This is a genomic window from Larkinella arboricola (assembly GCF_003259745.1).
In the GTDB taxonomy this organism is placed as follows: Bacteria; Bacteroidota; Bacteroidia; order Cytophagales; family Spirosomataceae; genus Larkinella; species Larkinella arboricola.
This window is the reverse complement of the sequence record NZ_QLMC01000002.1, coordinates 574,497-594,779: the sequence shown is the minus strand read 5'-3', so window position 1 is coordinate 594,779 and position 20,283 is coordinate 574,497. Positions and strand designations below refer to the sequence as shown.

Below are 20,283 nucleotides of genomic sequence, written 5' to 3'. Positions count from 1 at the left end.
GCAGGTATTGAAAGGATAACGCCCGGGAAGGCATAATGGGGAATTTTGTTACGGGTCGAAGGTAATCAGGCTATGAATACGTCAGTCATGGGTTTAATCCGCCAGGAGGTAAAAATACTGTTTGAATTAAAGAAAACGGAGCGTCTGTGGCATATCCCCTTGCTGGTTTGTCTGGGTTCTGGCATTCCCTTACTGGTGGGATGGTACCTCGGTAATATGGCTTACGGAGCCTTATCGAGCTTAGGCGGACTCGTAATCCTCCACATGCCCCCCTCTTCGCTGGCTAACCGGATGATTACGCTGCTGGCGTGTTCCTTTGGCTTCATGATTTCGTTCGCCATTGGGGTTTGCTTTAGTTTTAACCCATACGTGTCCGCGTTCGTATTTGGCGTTTTTTCCTTTTGCGTTCATTGGGTGGTTACGAGTATCCGGCTCAAACCGCCCAGAAGTTTCTTTTTTATCATGATCGCGTCGATGGCGAGCTGTATGCCTTTTCATCTGGAAACCATCCCCGAACGAATTGGCCTGCTGGGGATCGGAACGATGATTGCCTGTTTTCTGGCTTTTGTCTATAGCCTTCTATTAACGTACAAAAAAACCGCCCAAACGCAATTGAGCCTAGGCCCTATCTCCACAAAAATTCAACATACCGACCTGATCGAATCGGGTATTGTTGGTATTTTTCTGCTGCTGTCGCTGCTGATTGGTCACTGGCTTGAGTTAAAAAACCCCTACTGGATTCCCGTCTCCTGTGCGGCTGTTATGCAGGGCGTAAGCCTGCGCCATGTCTGGCAACGAAGTTTTCATCGCATTCTGGGCACCTTAATCGGATTAGGACTCTGCTGGGGGTTGCTGCTGGTCAGTTTGACACCCCTGATTCTTTGCATAAGTATTATTGTACTCCAGTTCGTTATCGAGATGTTAGTGCTCCGTCATTATACGCTGGCCGTGATCTTCATTACCCCTATGACGATACTGTTAACGGAAGCAGGCAGTGTGCTTTCCTATACCCCCTCGGAGTTGATCTTTGCCCGGTTCATCGATATTACCCTGGGAAGTCTGCTTGGGTCATTAGGGGGCTGGTTTATTTACCACGAGCAATTACGCGCAAAAGCCGACCGCCAGCTTCGAAAAGCAAGGGTATTGCTCAAACGGTGGTAAGTTTTTTGTTCCTACGCCTGCGGGAATAATCAGGTTTTCAGACAGATCATGTCTATATTACGGACTCTTCTTGTTGTTCCATCAGTCAACCTTTAAACCGCATCCGTCATGGAAAGAAGCCTCAGTCAGTACGCTCCTTATTTCTACGCTTTGCTACGTATCGTAGCCGGTTTGTTGTTTGCCATGCACGGCAGCCAAAAGCTTTTTGGGATTCCCGGCGGGGGTGACCCCGTACCGCTGGTTTCGCTCATGGGCTTTGCCGGCATCGTTGAATTGGTAGGTGGCCTGCTGATTGCCTTCGGCCTGTTTACCCGCGCAGCGGCTTTTGTAGCCAGTGGTCAGATGGCCGTAGCCTATTTCATGGCTCACATTCCGCAAGGCCCTGTTCCGCTGCTCAACAAAGGTGAGTTAGCTTTAATGTTCTGCTTCTTGTTTTTGTACATCGTCACCCAGGGCCCCGGCATCTGGAGTCTGGATGCCAGCCGCCAGAAACGAGGCTAACTAGTACCCCGTCAGCACGGTTGCAATTCGGCGGGCAGACTGGCCAACTCCTCAATGATCTGGCGAATCATTTCGTCCGTCATCGTACCGACCTCGGCTTTCGGAAAATACAGGGTGGTTAGCTGGTCCGGACCAATCTTGATGTCGAGCGAAAAAACCTGACCGTAATAGGGCAGATCAGCAAAAAGAAAATCCTTGAAATAAAACGACTGTTTTATCAACCAATTGATCTGGGCATGGGTCAGGTTTTCCCAGACCAGACGAACAGAATGGTCAAGAAGACGGTATTTTTCCGGAGGGGGTAACGGCTGGTAGTTCATTATTGACTGGTTTTGGCCCGCAAAGTTCCGAAAACAAGTCGTGAATGGCTAGATTATTTTTCAGATCAAAGTAAAACCGGGTTAAAAGAGAGTCTCTTCTAACCCGGTTTTGTTCGGTGTTGAAGCGTTACGCCTGGAGCGGTTCAGCAAAACCGGTGGATAGCGACACGGCTTTCCACTGTGCCATATCATCCTGCAACGCCTTGATTTTCAGATCAGCCAGATGATAGGCATCCTGTCCCAGCAACAGGTGCAGGGGCGGGTTTGGCTCGGCCACTATCCGAATCAGGGCCGCTGCTGCCTTCACCGGGTCACCCGGCTGGCTGCCATCCTGTTGCAATTGATGATGATAAGCCTCCGATTCCCGCACCAGACGGTATTCATCCAGCTTGTTTTCGGCGAGTTTTATGGAACCCGACTTCAGAAAATTGGTTCGGAAATAACCCGGTGCTACGATCGTTACCTTAATCCCAAACGGTGCCACTTCTGCCGCCAGCGATTCGGATAAGCCTTCGACGGCAAATTTGGTGGCACAATAGATGCCCCAGCCCGGAAAACTGCCCATAATACCGGCAATGGAAGAGAAATTAAGGATATGCCCCGACTGCTGCCTGCGCAACTGCGGCATCACCTGCCGGATGACGTTCAGCGTACCGAACACATTGACCTCAAAATTGGCCCGAGCCTCCTCGTCGGTTAGTTCTTCCAGACTACCCAACTGACCATAGCCCGCATTATTGACCACCACATCAATCCGTCCGAATTGCTCTGTCGTATCCTGAATGGCCTGAGCAACGCTCGTTTCGTCCGTCAAATCGACGGCCAACGGCAAAAAATCGGCGGTTTCGGCCCCCACGGCCCGGCGCAGTTCAGCCACGTTCCGGGAGGTAGCCGCTACCCGATGACCTTTTTGCAATAACTGACCGACTAATTCAAGTCCGAAGCCTTTGGAAGCTCCCGTGATAAACCACACTGGTTGATTGTCCATGATTGTTAATTGTCTAAAACGATGCTTGTTTGTCGCTGGCAAAGGTAGACGTACATTCAGGGGACGGGTTTACCAAATTCAAGCCGATACTTACCAAATTCAAACATGCCGAAAAGCCGACGGAGGCAGGCCGGTTCTTTTCTTGAAGAAATAGGTAAAATGGGCCGGTTCGTCAAAACCGAGGCTGTAGCCAATCTCAGCAATGTTCCAGTCTGTATGGCGGAGCAGGGCTTTGGCTTCACTGGCCAGCCGGTTGGCAATGTGGTCGGTGGTGGTTTTGCCCGTCGTGTCGCGCACGCAGCGGTTGAGGTGGTTGACGTGGACCGAAAGCTGGCGGGCAAAATCATTCGCCGAGCGAAGAACAAACCGCCGGGTGGGCGATTCAATGGGAAACTGCCGCTCGAGGAGTTCGAGAAACACGGCTGTCAGCCTGGACCGCGCATCGGGGTGTTGGTGAGGAGCATCGGAGGGCCGCAGCTTCAGGGCATAATGGATCAGTTCGGATACATAATTCCGAATTAGGTCATATTTCAGGGCGTAGTCGGAGTCTATCTCGGCCAGCATTTTCTCATAAAGTCCACTTACCTCCCTGTCCTGAGCGGCATCCAGGGCGTAGGCCGGTTTACCGCCGGGCCTGAACAGGGGCAGGTCGATTAGGCCGGTGTTAAACCTGCCACTAAAGAAGGATTCACGAAAAATGCAGAAAAATCCGGTTGTATCGTTCGACAGGGGCTCCCAGGTATAAGGCACCTGAGGGTTAAAAAACACCAGGGTCGGCCCATTGATCTCGATGCTTTTATCGGCGTAGTGATAGGCATTCCGCCCACGGATGAGGGTAATCTTATAAAAATCCCGTCGGCTATATTGAACCGGGCTGGCATTGGGTGTCAACGAGTCTTCCATGCGAAACACATTGACCTGTCCCATCGCCGGTTGTACCGTATGGGGTTTTTCCTGAAAGTTGTGCTGGTAAAACTCTTCGAGGCTTTCGGGCTTTTGCATGAAGTAAAATTACCAAATTCAATCAGAATTTGATCTTTCTTTTATTCTGCTTGTCTCCTACCGACCGGCCGAAAGTTCCTTTCAGAAAACGATACCGAAATCCTATTCTTCCAGTAATCGAATCAGCGCCCCCATGTCAACGGGTTTAAGCAGATGCTCATTAAAACCGGCTTCTTTGGCGCGCCGTTTGTCGTCTTCCTGCCCATAACCGGTAACAGCGATGATCAGCACGTCCTGCCCCCAGGGCTGTTGGCGAATCAGCTGGCAGGTTTCGTACCCATCCAGCTCGGGCATACCAATATCGCACAGAATGACGGTTGGACGAAGCTCTTCAGCGGCTTTGATCCCCTCCCGTCCACTATGCTGGGTATGGACCTCATACCCTCTCATCTTGAGCGTTTGCGACAACATAAAAGCCAGCCCCGGATTATCGTCGATCACCAGAATCCGATGGCGGGAGGGCTTTGAAGCCGTCGTAGCCGTGGCTGCGTCCCTGTTTTGCTGGGGCTTTTCCAGAAGCGGCAGGTACACCACAAACTCACTGCCCTGACCTAAGCCCGGGCTACGGGCTTCCACCCGCCCCCCGTGCATTTCCACCAGCCGCTTAACCAGCGTTAAGCCAATGCCCAGCCCACCCTGCGAACGAGCCAGGGACACATCCACCTGGACAAATAATTCAAAAATAGCCGTTAACTGGTCCGGGGCTAACCCAATGCCGTTGTCGGCCACCCGCAGAACCGCTTCCTGCCCTTTGGCCCTCAAGCTTATCCACACCTGCCCGTGCAAACCCGTATACCGCAGCCCATTGGTCAACAGATTGGTTACCACCTGCGCCAGTCGGGTCGGATCACCCTGCACAAAGAGCGGTAGCGGACAAGGCGTCAGATGGAGCGGTTTGTCCAGGGCTTCATACTGCGGCCGAATGGCTTCTACCGCACTCTTCACCAGAGCACCCAGCTCAACGCGCTCGGGCTTGAGTTCTATTTTACCCCGGCTGATTCGGCTCACATCCAGCAGCTCATCGACCAGCCGGACCAGGTGATCGACCTGCTGATTGATCAGCCCCACGGTTTGCTCCAGTACCGGATCGGTTTCGTCCGTCCAGCTCAGCAGCCCCATGCCCAGGCGGATGCTGGCCAAAGGGTTGCGCAGTTCATGGGCCAGCATGGCCAGAAACTCGTCCTTGCGTCGGCTGGCTTCTTTCAGGGCCTCTTCCGCCTGTTTTAGCTCACTAATATCGGTGATGATGCCTACCTGCCCGTTGAGTCGGCCCTCACCGTCCCAGATCGGCACGGCGGCCACGCGGGTCCAGATGGGAGGTCCCTCATCCGGGGTATAAAGCATCTCAATACCGGGCACCACCCGCTCACCCCGCAGTGCCCGGGCACCGGGGTATTCCTCCGGCTCCAACCGGCGGCCATCCGGGTGATACGCCTGCCAACGGTCTTGCCGGTCGGCATCTCGGGAGGGCATGATTCCTGTCGGTATAAAGCGATGCAACTCACGATTGGAAAGAATAAACTTGCCTGTATTATCTACGACCCCCACCCCTACGGGCAGGCTTTCGAATACGGCTGTCAACCGGGCTTCGCTGGCTTTGAGGGCTTCCTCGGCCTGGGCGCGTTCGATGCGTGGCAGCAGCCGGTTCATCACATCGGTCAGCAGGGCAATCTGGTCGGGCCGCCAGTCGTAGGCGACGGGCGAAAAGATGGCCAGCATCGAACTCCAGCTTACCTCCCGACGGTATGGCAGGCCTACATACGAGCCGATGTTCAGGGCTTTGAAAGCCTCGGCGTTGGCCCGTGGATCGGTTTGAGTATCGGTAATGACAAAGTCTTCGCCCCGGCGCAGGTGCCGGATTGAATCCTGGTTGAGGAATGCGGCAAGATTCGCTTTCTCCAGAAATGGCAGGGCATCTTTTGACCACCAGAAGCGCCGATAGACATCATCGTCCTCAGGCCGGATGTTCCAGACACTAAAGGAGGAAATGGGAAAAAAGGCCGTGAGTTTTTCTCCGACAACGTTCAGGATTGTATCGCTATCGGCCAGATTCATGATGGCTTCACTGATATCGGTTAACAGCGCCTGATGGGCCTGCTGGCGTTTGCGTTGGGTTATATCGTTGAACAGCAGACCGACGGTATGCTCACGGGGCGATCCGACCCGAAAAGCGTATACGTCATACCAGCGTCCCAGGGCCTCAGCCTGGGCCTCAAAGCGCCGGTCCTGGCCCGTTCTGGCCACCTCGCCGTAGATATCAAACCAGTGCTGCTCAATCCGGGGCTCAATGTCCCGCATCCAGCGCCCTACGCCATTATAAATACCGGTTAACTTCTCAAACGAATGATTCATGTCCAGGAAACGGTAATCAACCGCCTGCCCCTGGTCGTCAAAACGGAGCTTGATCAGGCAGAATCCTTCACCGATGGAGCGAAACAGTAAGCGGTATTTCTCCTCCGATTGACGCAGGGCCTGGTCTATCTGCCTACGCTCCGTGATATCCATGACTAAACCGGTACTCCGGTAGGCTGCTCCGGTTTTATCATAAAGCAACCGGCCCGTTCCGCGTAACCAGCGCACCTGTCCATCGTCATGCACAACCCGGTATTCACAATCAAATTCTTTGCGCTGGGTTACCATTTCGTCAGCCTCGGCTTCCACTTTGGGGCGGTCTTCGGGATGAACCCTGCTCAACCAGCTTTCAACGGTATGGGCCTCTTCACTGGCGGTTAAACCGATGATTTCTTTGGCTTCGGCACTCCATTCGATATTACCGGTTACCAGGTCCCAGCTGCCCCACCCGGCTCCCGCACTGCGCATGGCCAGGGTCAGCCAGAGATGGTTAAGCTGCAACGTTTCTTCGGCTTTTTTGCGTTCGGTAATGTTATCAAACCGCACCGCAATCCGGGGCAGTTCATAGCCCTCCAGCCGAACTACCTGAGCATCCATCCAGGTGTCGAGCGAAGCAACATACCCCTGAAACTGAATCGGCTGTCCCGTGAGAGCCACCTGATCAAAGTAAGCCACGATGCGCTCTTCAACCTCCGATATGACCTGCCGAATGGTTTTACCGACGATTCCCCGAAGCTCAAACTGTTGCTCAAAGGCCGGATTGGTCAGCAGATAGCGAAAATCACTGGGGGTATCCGCCGGGGTAGGCACTTTTTCCAGTATGCAAAAGCCCTGGCTCATGGTCTCAAAGGCGGTGCGGTACATGGATAGCAATGTATCGGTTTGCAGTTCAGGCTTTGCCATACGGAAGATTGAAAATGATGCTTCACTAAAGCAAACTAACCAATTTCCAATGAGTTTATGAGCAAGGCAACGAAGTGATCTTAAATTCTTTTCCGCACGGAGCCGACGCTTTGCGTTGGAAAAGGCTTGCCTGTACTCGGCCTTATTTAGCCCAACGAGCCACAAAAACAACAAAGAAGCGCGATAACACTCTCACTACCAAAAAACTAGTAACAATCCATCAGAATCTGACCATGCGACTGGTAAACGCTTAGACTCTTCCCCAATTTCGTCTGACAGGTGGTTCCAAGCAACTCCAGTACGTCTTTCTGCATGGCCAAGGAACCGCAAATCATCAGAACGCCATTGGTATTCAGAACCTCCATGATAAAGTCGGCATCCCGAGCAATCAGGTCGCTGACATATTGCTTTTTATCCTCGCGGGAAAACGCAACGTGCAGGTCGGTCAACTTCCGGTCCGACTTGCTTTCGTCCAGAAACCGCTGATAGATTTCCAGTGAGGCCCGCTGCCGGAAACCGCAATACAGGTGGCAGGGCGTTCGCGGGTTATTCTGGCTAATCATCCCCAGAAACGGCGCAATACCGGTTCCATTGGAAATCATAACCACAACGGGTGCCTTCTGGGGAAAATGAAAATGCCCGTTGTCGATGATGCGGGCCTGAATCGTATCGCCGGACGTTAGCCGGTGCAAAAAGCCAGACCCCAGCCCATCCGGGTGCAGTCGGACACTCAACTGGAGTTCATTGTCCAGAACGCCAATCGAATAAAGCCGTTCGCGGTGGTCGTTCTGGGGGTAGATCGCCAGCAAATCGCCCGACGTAACGTTCAGGTTGTGCTTAGGCTGCAAACGGATTAAAAAAGTGCCGTCGGTCTGAGCAGTCTGGGTGATACCGGTTACGGTTAACGCTTCGAGAGGATGTTCCGGCGTCTTGAGGTGTTCGGATGAAGCCGTAATGAGAATGTCGGCCTGCTGCGACCAGGCTTCCGCCCATAAGCTAAAGTCGTCCGGCGACTTGTCATTGATGGTATGAACATCGACGAGTGGTACTGCCCACTTCTGCCCGGCAAGCAGTTGGTTTACCTCGAAGGCAAACTTACAGAAATCGGGGTAGGCATGGGAGCCAAAACCGAGTACGGAATAACGAACGGGATGCGGCTGGGGGTGTTTTTCGACCAGCGTAGCAAACCGTCGGGCGTTGGTCGGCGCATCACCGAGCCCGTAAGTGGCCGTCAGGGCGATCAGGTATTCGGCTTTTGGAAAAACGGTGTAGTTATTCAGTTCCGTCAGAAATGATTTTTCACCCTGCCGGATCAACTGCTGGTGAATGGCCTGCGCAAAACGAAACGTACTGCCGTTTTCCGACCCAACCAGGATAATAAACCGGCTGTCGTCGGCGGAGTATTTGTTTTTGACGCGGTTGCCCCTTCGTTTCCAGGTAATCGCAAAACCGGAGTAGATAAAAAACAGGATATTGCCCGCAGCCACGGCCAGGATGATGGCCCATACGGCGCTGGTCCGTCCGGTATGCAGATTCAGACTCAGGGTGGTCAGCAAAACGGCGGTCGGGTAGCGGACTTCACTGAGAATATCGCCGGTAATCTGGTTTACCGCCATTTCGCGGTCGCTGAGCTTCAGCGTGTAGTAATCTTCGGGGTCTTCCGAAAACGGAAACTCAATGCTCTGCACCTCCGAAAGCCGTGTATTCTGAAACACGGTGAAATCGGCCAGTTTGCGTTCCGGGCGGGATTGGATGGCGTCGAAATCAATATCCGGGGAAATCTTTTCGGTTTTAATCAATTCGAATCGGGCCAGCGAAAGATACGTTCCCGAAAGGGCAACGATGAGGATCGGAACGAGCGACAAACGCCCCAGCACCACGTGGTAATACTGGGCAAAATTATCCCTGACAATGCGGGTAAAAAACCGTTTCACCCCCCGTTGCCGCTGGAGAATCAGCATGGTTCCGGAAACGGTAATCAGCAGCAGCAGAAAGGCCGTCAGTCCCACGAAAAACCGGCCTGCCTCGTGCAGAAACAGCGAACGGTGCAGGGCGGTGACCCACTGAAAAAATTCACTTTGTCGGGCGGGCGTACCCAGGATTTTGCCCGTCTGCGGATCGACATAGACCGTCAGGCTTTTTCCGTCGGCATCGCTCCCCTTGATCTGTACAAACTGGTTGGCATCGACGCTCAGTTCGCTGATTTCGGCATAATTTTTCTTCAGAACCGGCAGCGTCTGGGCCAGGGTAAGCTCATCAAAATTTGCTGCGCGGTAGGGTTGAATTTTCTGCGATACGGGTTCGAATGCCAGAATAACACCCGTGATCGAGGCCAGGGCCAGCAACAGAAAAGAAGATACAGCCAGGGCTAAGTGGCTGTATCTCCATACAGAAATGGTCATAAGGGGCCGCTGTTAATTGGGGCTAAAGCGCACGTAGCGGATGTAGCCCGTGCCCTCGTTTTTGGCGGAAAGCGCTTCGGTGGTCAGGGGTATTTCGAGGTCTTTCACGTGATACTGTTTGTCCTCTACCGCACTCTCAAACCGAATTTTGTAATCCTTATTAAGCTTTGAATTGTCGATTTCCAGCACCGTAACGCTGCGATCTCCGCCCGCTACCGACGCCCCGGTAATGGCGCTGATGTTGGGCGTTTTTTTTGCCATCGCCTTATGCCATTCCTTAACGTCGGGGTACCATTTTTTGTCCGATCCCAGCACGTACAGGGTTTTCTCGTAGGCCCCTTTCCCGTTAATCAGCGAGATCACAATGTAGGCCCCCTCCCCCATGTAATTGGTCATCTGAATCATACACTTGTACGAGGTGGTACCGGGCTGTTGAGCAAACGATGACGTAGTAATGGCCAGCGAAAGGGCCATGACCACCACACTAATCTTATTCCAGAAAGACTTCATTTATTTCAGAAAATTAACGGATACTTGGCTTTTGGCGAGCGATTCGTTTTCGCTGGCTAAGTCAAAAGCGGTTTCTTTAAAACTGGTTGGAATGTCCTTTTTGGCCCCTATCGACAACAGGTATTTCAGCATGGTATCGTCTTTTGCGACCATGGCTGCCTTATGCAGGGCGGTAAGGCCCTCTTTGTTGCGGGCGTTCACATCAATCTGGAGAGATTCCAGCCGCTTCAGCAGCGACAGATCATTTTTGGCAACGGCCAGATGGTAGAGGGTATTACCATTCTTCTGCGGAGCTTTCACGTCAAATCCTTTTTCCTGGAGCATTTTCAGTTTTGCCTCAAAGTCTTCCGGCTTAGCGCCCGGTCCTCCCGGTCGGCCTTCACCGGAGCCGCTGCTATACGATTGGACCAGATAAGCCGCCAGGTTATCGCCGTTTTTATCCGTCACCTTCACGTCGGCCCCTTTGCTCAGGAGATAACCCACGGCCTCGGGGGAGTTGCCTTTCACGGCCAGCGCCAGCGCCGTTACCCCTTTCTGGTTGGCCTGATTGATGTCTTTCACCTTCGGCATCAGCATTTCCAGCACGGAAATATCCCGGTTGGAGGCAGCTGCATTCATAAATACCGTATTCCCTTCGTCATCGGCCTGATTGACATCCACCCCCTTGCTCAGAAAATACTGGATGATCTCGTTTTGCCGGGGACGGCGAACAATTGCGTGCAGAACGTTTTCGCCGTTCTTGCCCCTGACGGTTGGTTTGAGGTTGAGGCTTTCCAGGTATTGATACACCTCCAGGGTGTTGGCTCCCCGGCGGCTTCCCTGACTGGCCATGAGCATTGCGTTATCGTTGGCGGAGACACCCCGTTGCAGCAGAACTTTCATGGTATTGATGTTACCGCTCCGGGCCGCATAGCTGAATACATTGTTACCGGCCGCATCGGTACTTTTCAGATCCAGCCCTTTCGATACAAAGTAGTCGGTCAGCTTCAGGTCCTTATCGTTGGCGACAGCCAGCAGCAGGGCATTGGCGCCGTCGTGGTTCAGGTCTTTTTTGAGATTAGCCCCGTTCCGCAGACAGATTTCATACACCTGCGTGTTTTGCTGACCACCGGTAGCGGCAAAATTCAACACCGTCATGCCGTGGTTGTCTTCCTGATTAGCTTTGGAGCCTTTCGAAATCAAATAGTCCATGATCTCTACATTGCCCCGGCTTGCGGCCCAGTGCAGGTAAATACGACCATCGTGGGTCAGCTTGTTTACGTCGTTACCGGGTTGCGCCAACAAATAGGTAATGGCTTCATTGGAGGCCCCGGCATTGATTGCCATCACCACCGGATCAAACCCCGCCGGGTTGAGTTGCGAAGGATTATTTCCTTTCTCCACTTCGGCTTTAATCAGGCTGACATCGGGCTTGTTTTGCCAGAACGACTGGTCCAGCAGGGTGTTTTTCTGCGCCTGAGCGGAGAGGGAAAATACCGTTATAAAGGCAATAAGTAGCTTTTTCATAGGATACACGAGATTGAATCCTTTCTGTCGCAGGTTAAGTCGATAAAATTAGACCCCGCAACTTAATAAGATTAATTCTAAATAAAAAACCGATTTTCGTTTTGAACGGTACAATCGGGCGGTTGGTCCAGATGATAAGCCACTGGCTGGCAAACGGAACTGGACAAAATAAACGCAGCATTGTATAAAAATTATTTTCCAAGATTTGCCCGAATCATATCGCCATCGCCAGAGGAACGTCGGTTGCCATTTCGGGTGCGAGAACCCCCATTCATACGGTTCTCTCCGCTTTATTCCTGCTCCGCGACGGCCCTCCTCCTGACCATTGGCCGGGCTGCAATCCTTACCATTTTTAGTACAATCCGGAGCCGCTGGAACTAGGTATTCAAATCCCGGCATACAAATTGTAGACAACGTATACTGGGTACCCCCGCTAACGCTATTTATTTATTACTCACACGTTATGAAGAACTACATTTACCTTTTACTCATCAGCTTATCTGTATTTCTGTCCGGTTTTTCTGCCTCTGCCGCTGGGCGCGATGGTTCTACAGTTGATTCGCCAACCACAACCAGTACCGCCCCTCTTCGGGTAGCGACCTGCCCGGCGGCCTACGAGGAACAGAATGGGATTGTGGTAATCGAAACCGAATCCCTGAACCTGCCCTCCGGCTGGCAGAAGAAAACGTCCGCCGGGGGCCATACCGGCAGCGCCTACATTGACTGGACGGGGGCCGAAAACTTCTCAAAAACCGGTATTGGCCTTATTGAAACCACCATTAAAATCAACAAAACGGGTAAGTACATCTTTCAGTGGCGCAACCGGGTTGGCCTGGGTACGTCCCTGACCGACCATAACGACACCTGGCTGCGCTTCCCGGATGCCAGCGATTTTTATGGCGAACGGACCACCCGCAAGGTCTATCCGTACGGAACGGGCAAAACCCCCAATCCGAACGGAGCCGGCAGCGATGGCTGGTTCAAGGTGTACTTTAACGCCGGTGTGTGGAACTGGGCCTGGGCTACCTACGTCAGCGACCGTGATGCCATGCAGGTGGTGGTTGAGTTCGATAAACCCGGGGTGTACAAATTACAGATTTCGGCGCGTTCGAAGGGTCATTTGCTCGACCGGATCGTGATGTTCCACTCCTCGGTCAGTCCTTCTTCCGCCCAAACGTTAACACGCACCGAAACCAAGTGTCTGGGCGAGACGCCCGCCAACCAGGCTCCGGTTGTATCGAATCCCATACCGGATCAGGTAGCAACCGCCGGAACCAATCTTACCTATACCGTCCCCAGCAATACCTTCAGCGATCCCAATGCCGATGCACTGAGCTACTCGGCCAGCCTGTCAACCGGCGCTTCGCTCCCTTCCTGGTTAACGTTCAATGCCGCCAGCCGGACCTTCAGCGGGACGTCCCCAGCCAGCACGACGTTAACGCTGCGCGTAACGGCCAGCGACGGGCAGGGTGGGCAGACCAGCGATGATTTTGCCCTGCGCATTAACGCCCCAGCGCCCAATCCGGTCCCGACGGTCAATGCCGGTGCCGACAAGCAACTCAGCTTACCGACGACACAGGTGAGCCTCTCGGGTAGTGCCAGTGATAATGGACGCCTTGTCAGCACGGTTTGGACCAAAGTATCGGGACCAGCCGCTACCCTGACCGCAGCTAACTCATTAACCCTGACGGCCAGCAGCTTAACCGCCGGCACGTATGTATTCCGACTAACGGCAACCGACGATCAGGGCGCTACGGCGTTTGATGAGGCAACTGTCACCGTTAATCCAGCAACGGTAACTGCTCAGCAAGTGGTCAGCCTCAGTTTAATGAATGCCGATACCGATCAGGAGATCAAACTGCTCGTGCCGGGCGAACAGATTAACCTGGCGACCTTGCCGACAAAGAACCTGAACATCCGGGCTACTACAAACCCGGTAAAGGTGGGATCGGTGAAGATGGTACTCAGCGGTAAACAGAGCCATACGCAAACGGAAACGGGCTTTCCTTATGCGCTGTTTGGCGACACCGGCGGAGATTACAAAAACTGGACACCAGCGGAAGGCAGTTATACGCTGACCGTCACACCCTACACGGGAGCGGGCGCAACCGGAACGGCGGGTACTCCTTTGACAATGAACTTTACGGTAATTGATCAGGCAGCGCCGGTCAATCAGGCTCCTGTACTGGCTTCCATTGGCAATAAAACCATGACGCTGGGGCAAACCCTGGGTTTTACGGCTCAGGCCACCGATGCGGATGTACCCGCTCAGGCACTGACGTATAGCACAACCGGCCCCGTTTCGAGCGGCATCAACGCCAGCACGGGCAGCTTCACCTGGACACCGACCACCACCGGTACGTTCAGCCTGACCATTAAGGTAACCGATAACGGATCACCCGCTCAGTTCGCGCAAGAGGTTATTGCCGTGACGGTTAACCCGGCCAGTCCGCAGCAGGAAGTCATCAGCTTTAGTCTGATCAATGCTACGACCGATCAGGTAATTAAGGTACTGACCAACGGTGAACAAATTAACCTGGCCACGCTGGCATCACGCAGTATCAACATCCGGGCCAATACCAATCCCGGCACGGTAGGCTCGGTCAAGATGGTGTTGAGTGGCAAACAAAGCCGTACGCAGACCGACAATGGAGCACCGTACGCCTTATTTGGAGACAAAGATGGAAATTATAACAACTGGACACCGTCCACAGGCAGTTACAGCCTGACGGGAACGCCTTACACGGCTTCAGCAGCGGGCGGTACGGCGGGCGGCTCCCTGACGATCAGCTTTACAGTCGTGGATCAACCCGCAGGAGCGCGGTTGTCGGCAGAAGAGGCTGACGGTCTTCAGGTCGTGCTGTTAGGCAACCCGATCGCTAACGACGAGGTGACGGTCAGCATTCAGGGAGCAGGTGGTCTGCCGTTACGAATGCAGGTGCTGAATATGCAGGGAAAAACGGTAAGTGAGCGCCAGCTTGGCAAAGCCGGTTCGCACGAGCAACACCAGTTGTCGGTAGCGGGTCAACCGGCAGGCCTTTTGCTACTTCGCGTGAGTACTCCAACACAAACCCGCACCATTAAGGTGATGAAGATAAAATAAGAGAGGACGTGTCCTGGAAAAAAGAACAGCACCTACTTCGCCAGTAGGTGCTGTTCTTTTTTCTGGTTTCCTGCCACAACTCTATACCGGTTTTGTGCTCATAGCCCAGCGGTATCATCGGCCCGAATGAATGTACCAACCAGCCGGTTTGGTATTCAATTTATGCCTACGATGACGGTCAGAAGCAACGTTGCTTTAGACCCGTCCTGCTTAAATTACATCTATACTTTACAAGCGTACAACGGTAACTCAAGGTTACCCGAGAGCACTTTTTAGGGACATTAAATAATTTCTTGGCCTTTTTGCCGCTCCAGCAGGCCTGTCACTTTGGACAATCCCCATTTTTTTGTATGTTTATTGGCCGAAATCACTCCTTTGGCATAGTGGCAAAACCGCTATTCTGAGCAAGCAGAAGCCTTTTACAATAAAATAGCTCCTGCCCATACAGTGACTTCCTCTCCTACCATTCGTCTGATAATACGCAACGCAAAAGCCAGTTTGCACGTATCTGCTTTGGTTCGCTCCAGTTACCGGGCGACTGCCAGATAATAAAACCGTAAAGATTCGGCAAAGCCGATTTTTAATTCACCGATTACTATGAAAAAGCGCCAGGCTCATTCGGAGCCTTTTGATAAAGAGTTTTTATTAACAATGATCAATGGGCAACTGGAAAGCTGGGCATCCTTCCTGCTCATTGGGAAAAAGGTGAAGGTTCTACTATTTGACAGCCAGTGTACCCCTACCGTAATCCAGAAGTTTCGCAGCGAAGGCTGGCGAGTCGATTTCTCCCACCGCAGCAACAAACTCCCTTCAAGGACCTATTACTTCTTTAGCCTTCCCGTATCCCGATAAGGCCCCGCGTCAGGTAGCGCGAATAGTCATTGAAAACCAAAAACGCCGGGCCGTTTGCTCCGCGTTTTTGGTTGCCACTCAAACCTGCCCCCACCAGACGGCTAGCCAATCCGGGCCGGAAAAGCCATCGAAGTCATGACCAAACACGGACAGCTCCTGAAAAGTCAGTACGGCTTTTTGCTGCCCACCGCCTTTAACGTAACGAAAAACCGGCTTATCTACGCCATCCCGTTTTTCAACCTGTCTCTATCCCTCTCTCCTCCCTGCACCCGGTTTCCGGCGATTTCAGGCAATCAGTCCGCTGGCGGTCAGCCGGGCGCGGGCGGCACTCCCTAATTATTCAGGGAGGAACTAGCCTTTTGTCAAATTGAAGTCTTATTTTTCGCCGACTGACTCTGGACACGATGCGTATTAAATCCCTCGCCCTGCTTCGGCAGGAGGCCGCCGAAAGCGGGCAAACCACCCTGAAACGTTCCCTGGGGGCTCTTAATCTGGTCGCTATTGGCATTGGTGTTATCATCGGAGCGGGTTTGTTTTCTCTAACGGGCCTTGCAGCCGCCAACCACGCCGGACCCGCCGTTACCCTTTCTTTCCTGGTAGCTGCGGTGGGCTGTGCCTTCAGCGCCTTGTGCTACGCCGAATTTGCGGCCCTGGTTCCGGTATCGGGCAGTGCCTACACCTATGCCTATGCGACGCTGGGCGAGTTATTTGCCTGGATCATCGGCTGGGATCTGGTGCTGGAATATTCCGTAGGTGCCGCCACGGTGGCCATTAGCTGGTCGCAGTATCTGAACCGTTTTCTCAGCGCGTACGGGTTGTACTTACCCCCTCAGCTTACCCTTTCCCCGTTCGAAACCGCCACCGGGGCCGACGGGGCCGTTGTGTCCGGCTACCTAAATTTACCGGCGGTTCTGATTGTGGTGCTGGTAACGGCCATCATCATCCGGGGCACGTCGGGTTCGGCCCTGCTCAACGCTATTGTAGTCGCGCTGAAGGTGCTGGTGGTGCTGGTATTTATTGCCCTGGGCTGGCAATACATCGACCCGGCCAACTATCAGCCGTATATTCCGGCCAATACCGGAGTGTTCGGGGAGTACGGCTGGAGCGGGGTGCTGCGCGGGGCCGGGGTTGTTTTTTTTGTGTTTATCGGATTTGACATTGTGGCAACCATGGCCCAGGAAGCCCGTAACCCGCAACGGGATATGCCCATCGGCATCATCGGCTCCCTACTCGTCTGCACCTTCCTCTTTGTGCTTTTCGGCTACGTCATGACGGGAATGGCCCATTACACCGAATTCAAAGACAGTGCCGCCCCGGTGGCAATTGCCATCGATAAAACCCCGTACCGCTGGCTCGGTCAACTCATCATCGGCGCCATTCTGATCGGCTATATTTCCGTCATACTGGTTGACCTGCTGGGGCAATCGCGGGTGTTTTTTTCGATGAGCCGCGACGGATTGCTGCCCCGCGTTTTCTCGGAGGTGCATCCCCGGTTTCGCACGCCCTACAAAGCCAACCTGTTGTTGTGTGTGTTTATCGGCCTCTTTGCCGGGTTCGTCCCGATTCGGGTCGTGGGCGAAATGACAAGCATTGGTACGCTGCTGGCGTTTGTGATGGTTTGTCTGGGGGTGATCATTCTGCGCAAAAAGCAGCCGGATGCCCCCCGCGCGTTCCGGACGCCCTGGGTGCCGGTTGTGCCGATTCTGGGGATTCTGACCTGCGCCGTCATGATGTTTTCCCTGCCGGGTGATACCTGGCTGCGGCTGATCATCTGGCTGGCCCTGGGATTGGCGATCTACTTTTTGTACGGCAAAAAACGGAGTAAATTACGCGAAACGCCTTCAAGCCAGCACCAGGAGTAGCCCGTAGCCAGAACGTACGTTCTTCAACTTTCTTCATGTGTTATGTCTTGTTTTTGCACCGGAGCCTAAGATTGTTAGGGAGCTGTTCACAACATTTCTTACTTTACCACCTTAAACTCTAATTCACCCATAACTATGGAAATTAAACGCAATGCCACCGCCCGGTGGGAAGGAGCAGGCAAAGATGGCAAAGGTACGCTGAGCACCGCCAGCACCGTTCTGAAAGACACACAGTATTCGTTCAATACGCGCTTTGCCGATGGTGTCGGTACCAATCCGGAGGAACTGGTAGCAGCCGCCCATGCCGGTTGTTTTTCGATGAAACTGGCTTTCAATCTTCAGGAAGCCGGCTTTACTGCCACGTCCATCGACACCAAAGCGGTTGTTAGCCTGGATACCAACAGCGGCAGCATCAGCAGTTCCAGACTGACCGTTACGGCCAGCGTTCCGGACATCAGCAAAGAAAAATTTGATGAGCTGGTAGCGGATGCCGAGAAAAACTGCCCCATTTCCAAGCTCTTCAATACCGCCATCAGCGTGGACGCCACGCTGGCCTAAGTCAACCCGATACACCCAATGCCCACCGGCCCGGAAATACGGTTTTCCACGGGTTCGGTGGGCTATTTTTGTTTAAATAGCCGTTTTTGGCGTATCCTTTGCTGCTGAATATATAATTTCAGGGCGCGTTTTCGTTTTTATGGCGAGAATGACCCTATCAACATTTCAACTTTGAAAAATTTCACTGGCACAATGAGACGCATCGCCATCCTTTTTATCCTTGTATTGAGTATTGCATCCTGTAAAAAAGGCGGCTCTTCGGGTGAAGACGTTGACCCGCGGGAACAGTACATCGGTGTGTATGACATTGACTATACGTCACAAACCAAGGTCACTCCCGGGTTTCCCAATTACAGCGAAGACAGTGGCAAAGGAACCATTACCCTGGCCAAAGGTGAGGCCGCGAATGAAATGAAGCTCACGTCAGAATTTCCCGGTGTTACGACCACGGATGTCGTTAAATTAAATGGCACGCAATTTACGGTCACCAGGACCCGTAACAATTTGACATTTGGCAATAAAGTATACGATGGCGAATACACCAGCAGTGGGTCATTCGAAGGCAAGAATCTGACGTTAACGGCTGTTACGAAAGTAAACCAGAATGGCACGCTGGTTGAATGGACCCAGTCTTATAAAGGCACAAAACGTTAAGCCCTGATCATCCTCCCCAAAGTCCATCCGGTCCGATCAGTTACCGGATGGACTTTTTGTTTGCCGCCGTTTTTAGCGGTAATTTTACTCCTGACACCATCTTAACATCCGTACTCAGTGGCCGTATACCCCGATCATATCCGATTACTTTTTGGACTGAAACTCAAACAGATCCGGCTGGACAAAGGATTGTCGATCAGTGAACTGGCCCAGACATCGGGGCTTTCCGTATCGTACCTCACCGAAATTGAAAAGGGGCGCAAATACCCCAAAACCGATAAGATTGCCGCCCTCGCCAGGGCTATGGACGTAGACTACGACACGCTGGTTTCGCTGAAATTAAACAAGAAGCTTGAGCCCATATCCGACCTGCTGCGCTCACGGTTTCTGACCGAAATTCCGCTTGAACTGCTGGGCATCGACCCCGCCGACCTGCTCGAACTGCTGGCGGAAGCCCCGGCCAAAGTCAGCGCCATGATCTCGACCGTCATGAACATCGGGCGCAGTTACCACGTCAGCGTCGAACGGCTCTACATGTCGGTGCTGCGGTCGTACCAGGAAATGCACGACAATTACTTCGGGGACATCGAAGAAGAAAGCGACCGGTTCCTGACGGAGTTTGCCTCGGGCCACGCCCTGGTCGACGACACCCTGTTAAGCAGCCTGTTACGAACGCACTACAATTACACCATCCAGTATTTTGACCGGGAAAGCAATCCCGAACTGGCCGGTCTGCGCTCGGTTTTCCGCCCCGAATCCGGAACGCTCTACCTCAACAGCCACCTGTCTGCGGAACAGAAAACGTTTATTCTGGCGCGGGAAGTCGGTTTCCAGTACCTGAACCTGAAAAATCGTCCGTACACGTATTCATACGTGGAGGTGGAAACGTTTGAGCAGATTCTGAACAATTACAAGGCGTCGTATTTTGCCGGTGCCATTCTGATTCGCCGGGATGACCTCATACCGCGTTTGCAGAAAATCTTCGACCAGCCAACCTGGAGCAATGAAAACTTTCTCGCACTTATTCAGTCGTTTCAGGCCACGCCCGAACGGTTCTTTTACCGCCTGAGCAACCTCCTGCCCAAACATTTCGGCATTGACCAGTTGTTTTTTTACCGCTTCAACAACACCGCCGGACAAACGGATTTCCACCTAACGAAGGAGATGCACCTGACCCGGCAGCAGGGCCCCAAAAGCATGATGGATGAGCATTACTGCCGTCGCTGGGTAGCCCTGACAATCCTTCAGGAACTGGCTTTTCTGCAAAAAAACAGGAACTATACCGGAGCCCTGTGTCAGGCCCAGCTGTCAACCTACGCCGATACGGGTAACACCTTCTTTATTGTGTCGGTGGCCCAGTCGTACCAGCCCCACCAGCAGCAGAACATGAGCGTGTCGATGTGTTTTAAAATGAACGACACCCTGCGCGACAAACTCCGGTTTCTCAACCCGGTATCGCCCGGTATCCCGCAACGGATTGTCAACGAAGCCTGCGAACGCTGCGGAATTTTCGACTGCCGCGAACGGGTGGCGGCCCCAACGGTTTTGCAGAAAAAGCGCCAAATTGAAGCCATGAAAAAGTCGCTGGAAGAATTGAAGTAACGCCCTG

16 protein-coding genes are annotated in these 20,283 nt (G+C 53.0%); 9 read left to right on the top strand and 7 right to left on the bottom strand.

Annotation, left to right across the window (positions count from 1 at the left end; all coding sequences use genetic code 11):
- Window positions 1-72: 72 nt before the first annotated feature.
- Entirely contained in the window at window positions 73-1,161 is a 1,089-nt protein-coding gene (locus LX87_RS09545) for an FUSC family protein (RefSeq protein WP_111628351.1), read from the top strand.
- A gap of 108 nt (window positions 1,162-1,269) precedes the next feature.
- A complete protein-coding gene (locus LX87_RS09540) occupies window positions 1,270-1,662 on the top strand; it encodes a DoxX family protein (RefSeq protein WP_111627975.1) in 393 nt (130 codons plus the stop codon).
- Window positions 1,663-1,673: 11 nt separating this feature from the next.
- Here LX87_RS09540 and LX87_RS09535 read toward each other — a convergent pair whose 3' ends face one another.
- The 7 genes from LX87_RS09535 to LX87_RS09505 all read right to left on the bottom strand — a co-directional run bounded on the left by LX87_RS09535 (window position 1,674) and on the right by LX87_RS09505 (window position 11,645).
- Window positions 1,674-1,982 carry a hypothetical protein gene (locus LX87_RS09535; protein ID WP_111627974.1) on the bottom strand — a complete coding sequence of 103 codons (309 nt, stop codon included), beginning with the start codon at window positions 1,980-1,982 and terminating at the stop codon, window positions 1,674-1,676.
- 127 nt (window positions 1,983-2,109) lie between these two features.
- Window positions 2,110-2,970, bottom strand: coding sequence for an oxidoreductase (locus LX87_RS09530; RefSeq protein WP_111627973.1), 861 nt, complete (start codon window positions 2,968-2,970; stop codon window positions 2,110-2,112).
- Between the two features lie 99 nt (window positions 2,971-3,069).
- The gene (locus LX87_RS09525; RefSeq protein ID WP_111627972.1) at window positions 3,070-3,972 is read right to left on the bottom strand and encodes a helix-turn-helix domain-containing protein; all 903 of its coding nucleotides are present in this window, start codon (window positions 3,970-3,972) and stop codon (window positions 3,070-3,072) included.
- A 102-nt stretch (window positions 3,973-4,074) separates the two neighbouring features.
- The gene (locus tag LX87_RS09520) at window positions 4,075-7,227 is read right to left on the bottom strand and encodes a hybrid sensor histidine kinase/response regulator (RefSeq protein ID WP_111627971.1); all 3,153 of its coding nucleotides are present in this window, start codon (window positions 7,225-7,227) and stop codon (window positions 4,075-4,077) included.
- Between the two features lie 206 nt (window positions 7,228-7,433).
- On the bottom strand, window positions 7,434-9,629 hold the full coding sequence (locus LX87_RS09515; protein WP_111627970.1) for a PepSY domain-containing protein: 2,196 nt from the start codon (window positions 9,627-9,629) through the stop codon (window positions 7,434-7,436).
- A 12-nt stretch (window positions 9,630-9,641) separates the two neighbouring features.
- Complete coding sequence (locus LX87_RS09510) at window positions 9,642-10,139, bottom strand: DUF2271 domain-containing protein (RefSeq protein WP_111627969.1); 498 nt, start codon at window positions 10,137-10,139, stop codon at window positions 9,642-9,644.
- Window positions 10,140-11,645, bottom strand: coding sequence for an ankyrin repeat domain-containing protein (locus LX87_RS09505; protein ID WP_111627968.1), 1,506 nt, complete (start codon window positions 11,643-11,645; stop codon window positions 10,140-10,142). It lies immediately after the preceding gene.
- Window positions 11,646-12,108: 463 nt separating this feature from the next.
- On the opposite strand from LX87_RS09505, the gene LX87_RS09500 reads away from it, so the two are divergent.
- The 7 genes from LX87_RS09500 (at window position 12,109) to LX87_RS09470 (ending at window position 20,276) form a co-directional block, all read left to right on the top strand.
- Complete coding sequence (locus LX87_RS09500; RefSeq protein WP_111627967.1) at window positions 12,109-14,748, top strand: putative Ig domain-containing protein; 2,640 nt, start codon at window positions 12,109-12,111, stop codon at window positions 14,746-14,748.
- A gap of 597 nt (window positions 14,749-15,345) precedes the next feature.
- A complete protein-coding gene (locus LX87_RS09495) occupies window positions 15,346-15,600 on the top strand; it encodes a hypothetical protein (RefSeq protein WP_111627966.1) in 255 nt (84 codons plus the stop codon).
- 135 nt (window positions 15,601-15,735) lie between these two features.
- Complete coding sequence (locus tag LX87_RS09490; protein ID WP_111627965.1) at window positions 15,736-15,936, top strand: hypothetical protein; 201 nt, start codon at window positions 15,736-15,738, stop codon at window positions 15,934-15,936.
- A gap of 68 nt (window positions 15,937-16,004) precedes the next feature.
- Window positions 16,005-17,462: an amino acid permease gene (locus LX87_RS09485; RefSeq protein ID WP_111627964.1), complete on the top strand. Its 1,458-nt coding sequence runs from the start codon at window positions 16,005-16,007 to the stop codon at window positions 17,460-17,462.
- 135 nt (window positions 17,463-17,597) lie between these two features.
- On the top strand, window positions 17,598-18,020 hold the full coding sequence (locus LX87_RS09480) for an OsmC family protein (protein WP_111627963.1): 423 nt from the start codon (window positions 17,598-17,600) through the stop codon (window positions 18,018-18,020).
- 192 nt (window positions 18,021-18,212) lie between these two features.
- Window positions 18,213-18,674, top strand: coding sequence for a hypothetical protein (locus tag LX87_RS09475; protein ID WP_111627962.1), 462 nt, complete (start codon window positions 18,213-18,215; stop codon window positions 18,672-18,674).
- A gap of 117 nt (window positions 18,675-18,791) precedes the next feature.
- Entirely contained in the window at window positions 18,792-20,276 is a 1,485-nt protein-coding gene (locus LX87_RS09470; RefSeq protein ID WP_111627961.1) for a helix-turn-helix domain-containing protein, read from the top strand.
- Window positions 20,277-20,283: the final 7 nt, after the last annotated feature.

Coding starts and splice junctions, on each gene's coding strand:
- LX87_RS09485 (WP_111627964.1), top strand. CDS start 16,005: ATGCGTATTAAATCCCTCGCCCTGCTTCGGCAGGAGGCCGCCGAAAGC.
- LX87_RS09515 (WP_111627970.1), bottom strand. CDS start 9,629: ATGACCATTTCTGTATGGAGATACAGCCACTTAGCCCTGGCTGTATCT.
- LX87_RS09535 (WP_111627974.1), bottom strand. CDS start 1,982: ATGAACTACCAGCCGTTACCCCCTCCGGAAAAATACCGTCTTCTTGAC.
- LX87_RS09475 (WP_111627962.1), top strand. CDS start 18,213: ATGAGACGCATCGCCATCCTTTTTATCCTTGTATTGAGTATTGCATCC.
- LX87_RS09525 (WP_111627972.1), bottom strand. CDS start 3,972: ATGCAAAAGCCCGAAAGCCTCGAAGAGTTTTACCAGCACAACTTTCAG.
- LX87_RS09540 (WP_111627975.1), top strand. CDS start 1,270: ATGGAAAGAAGCCTCAGTCAGTACGCTCCTTATTTCTACGCTTTGCTA.
- LX87_RS09490 (WP_111627965.1), top strand. CDS start 15,736: ATGACCAAACACGGACAGCTCCTGAAAAGTCAGTACGGCTTTTTGCTG.
- LX87_RS09530 (WP_111627973.1), bottom strand. CDS start 2,970: ATGGACAATCAACCAGTGTGGTTTATCACGGGAGCTTCCAAAGGCTTC.
- LX87_RS09510 (WP_111627969.1), bottom strand. CDS start 10,139: ATGAAGTCTTTCTGGAATAAGATTAGTGTGGTGGTCATGGCCCTTTCG.
- LX87_RS09500 (WP_111627967.1), top strand. CDS start 12,109: ATGAAGAACTACATTTACCTTTTACTCATCAGCTTATCTGTATTTCTG.
- LX87_RS09545 (WP_111628351.1), top strand. CDS start 73: ATGAATACGTCAGTCATGGGTTTAATCCGCCAGGAGGTAAAAATACTG.
- LX87_RS09505 (WP_111627968.1), bottom strand. CDS start 11,645: ATGAAAAAGCTACTTATTGCCTTTATAACGGTATTTTCCCTCTCCGCT.
- LX87_RS09480 (WP_111627963.1), top strand. CDS start 17,598: ATGGAAATTAAACGCAATGCCACCGCCCGGTGGGAAGGAGCAGGCAAA.
- LX87_RS09520 (WP_111627971.1), bottom strand. CDS start 7,227: ATGGCAAAGCCTGAACTGCAAACCGATACATTGCTATCCATGTACCGC.
- LX87_RS09495 (WP_111627966.1), top strand. CDS start 15,346: ATGAAAAAGCGCCAGGCTCATTCGGAGCCTTTTGATAAAGAGTTTTTA.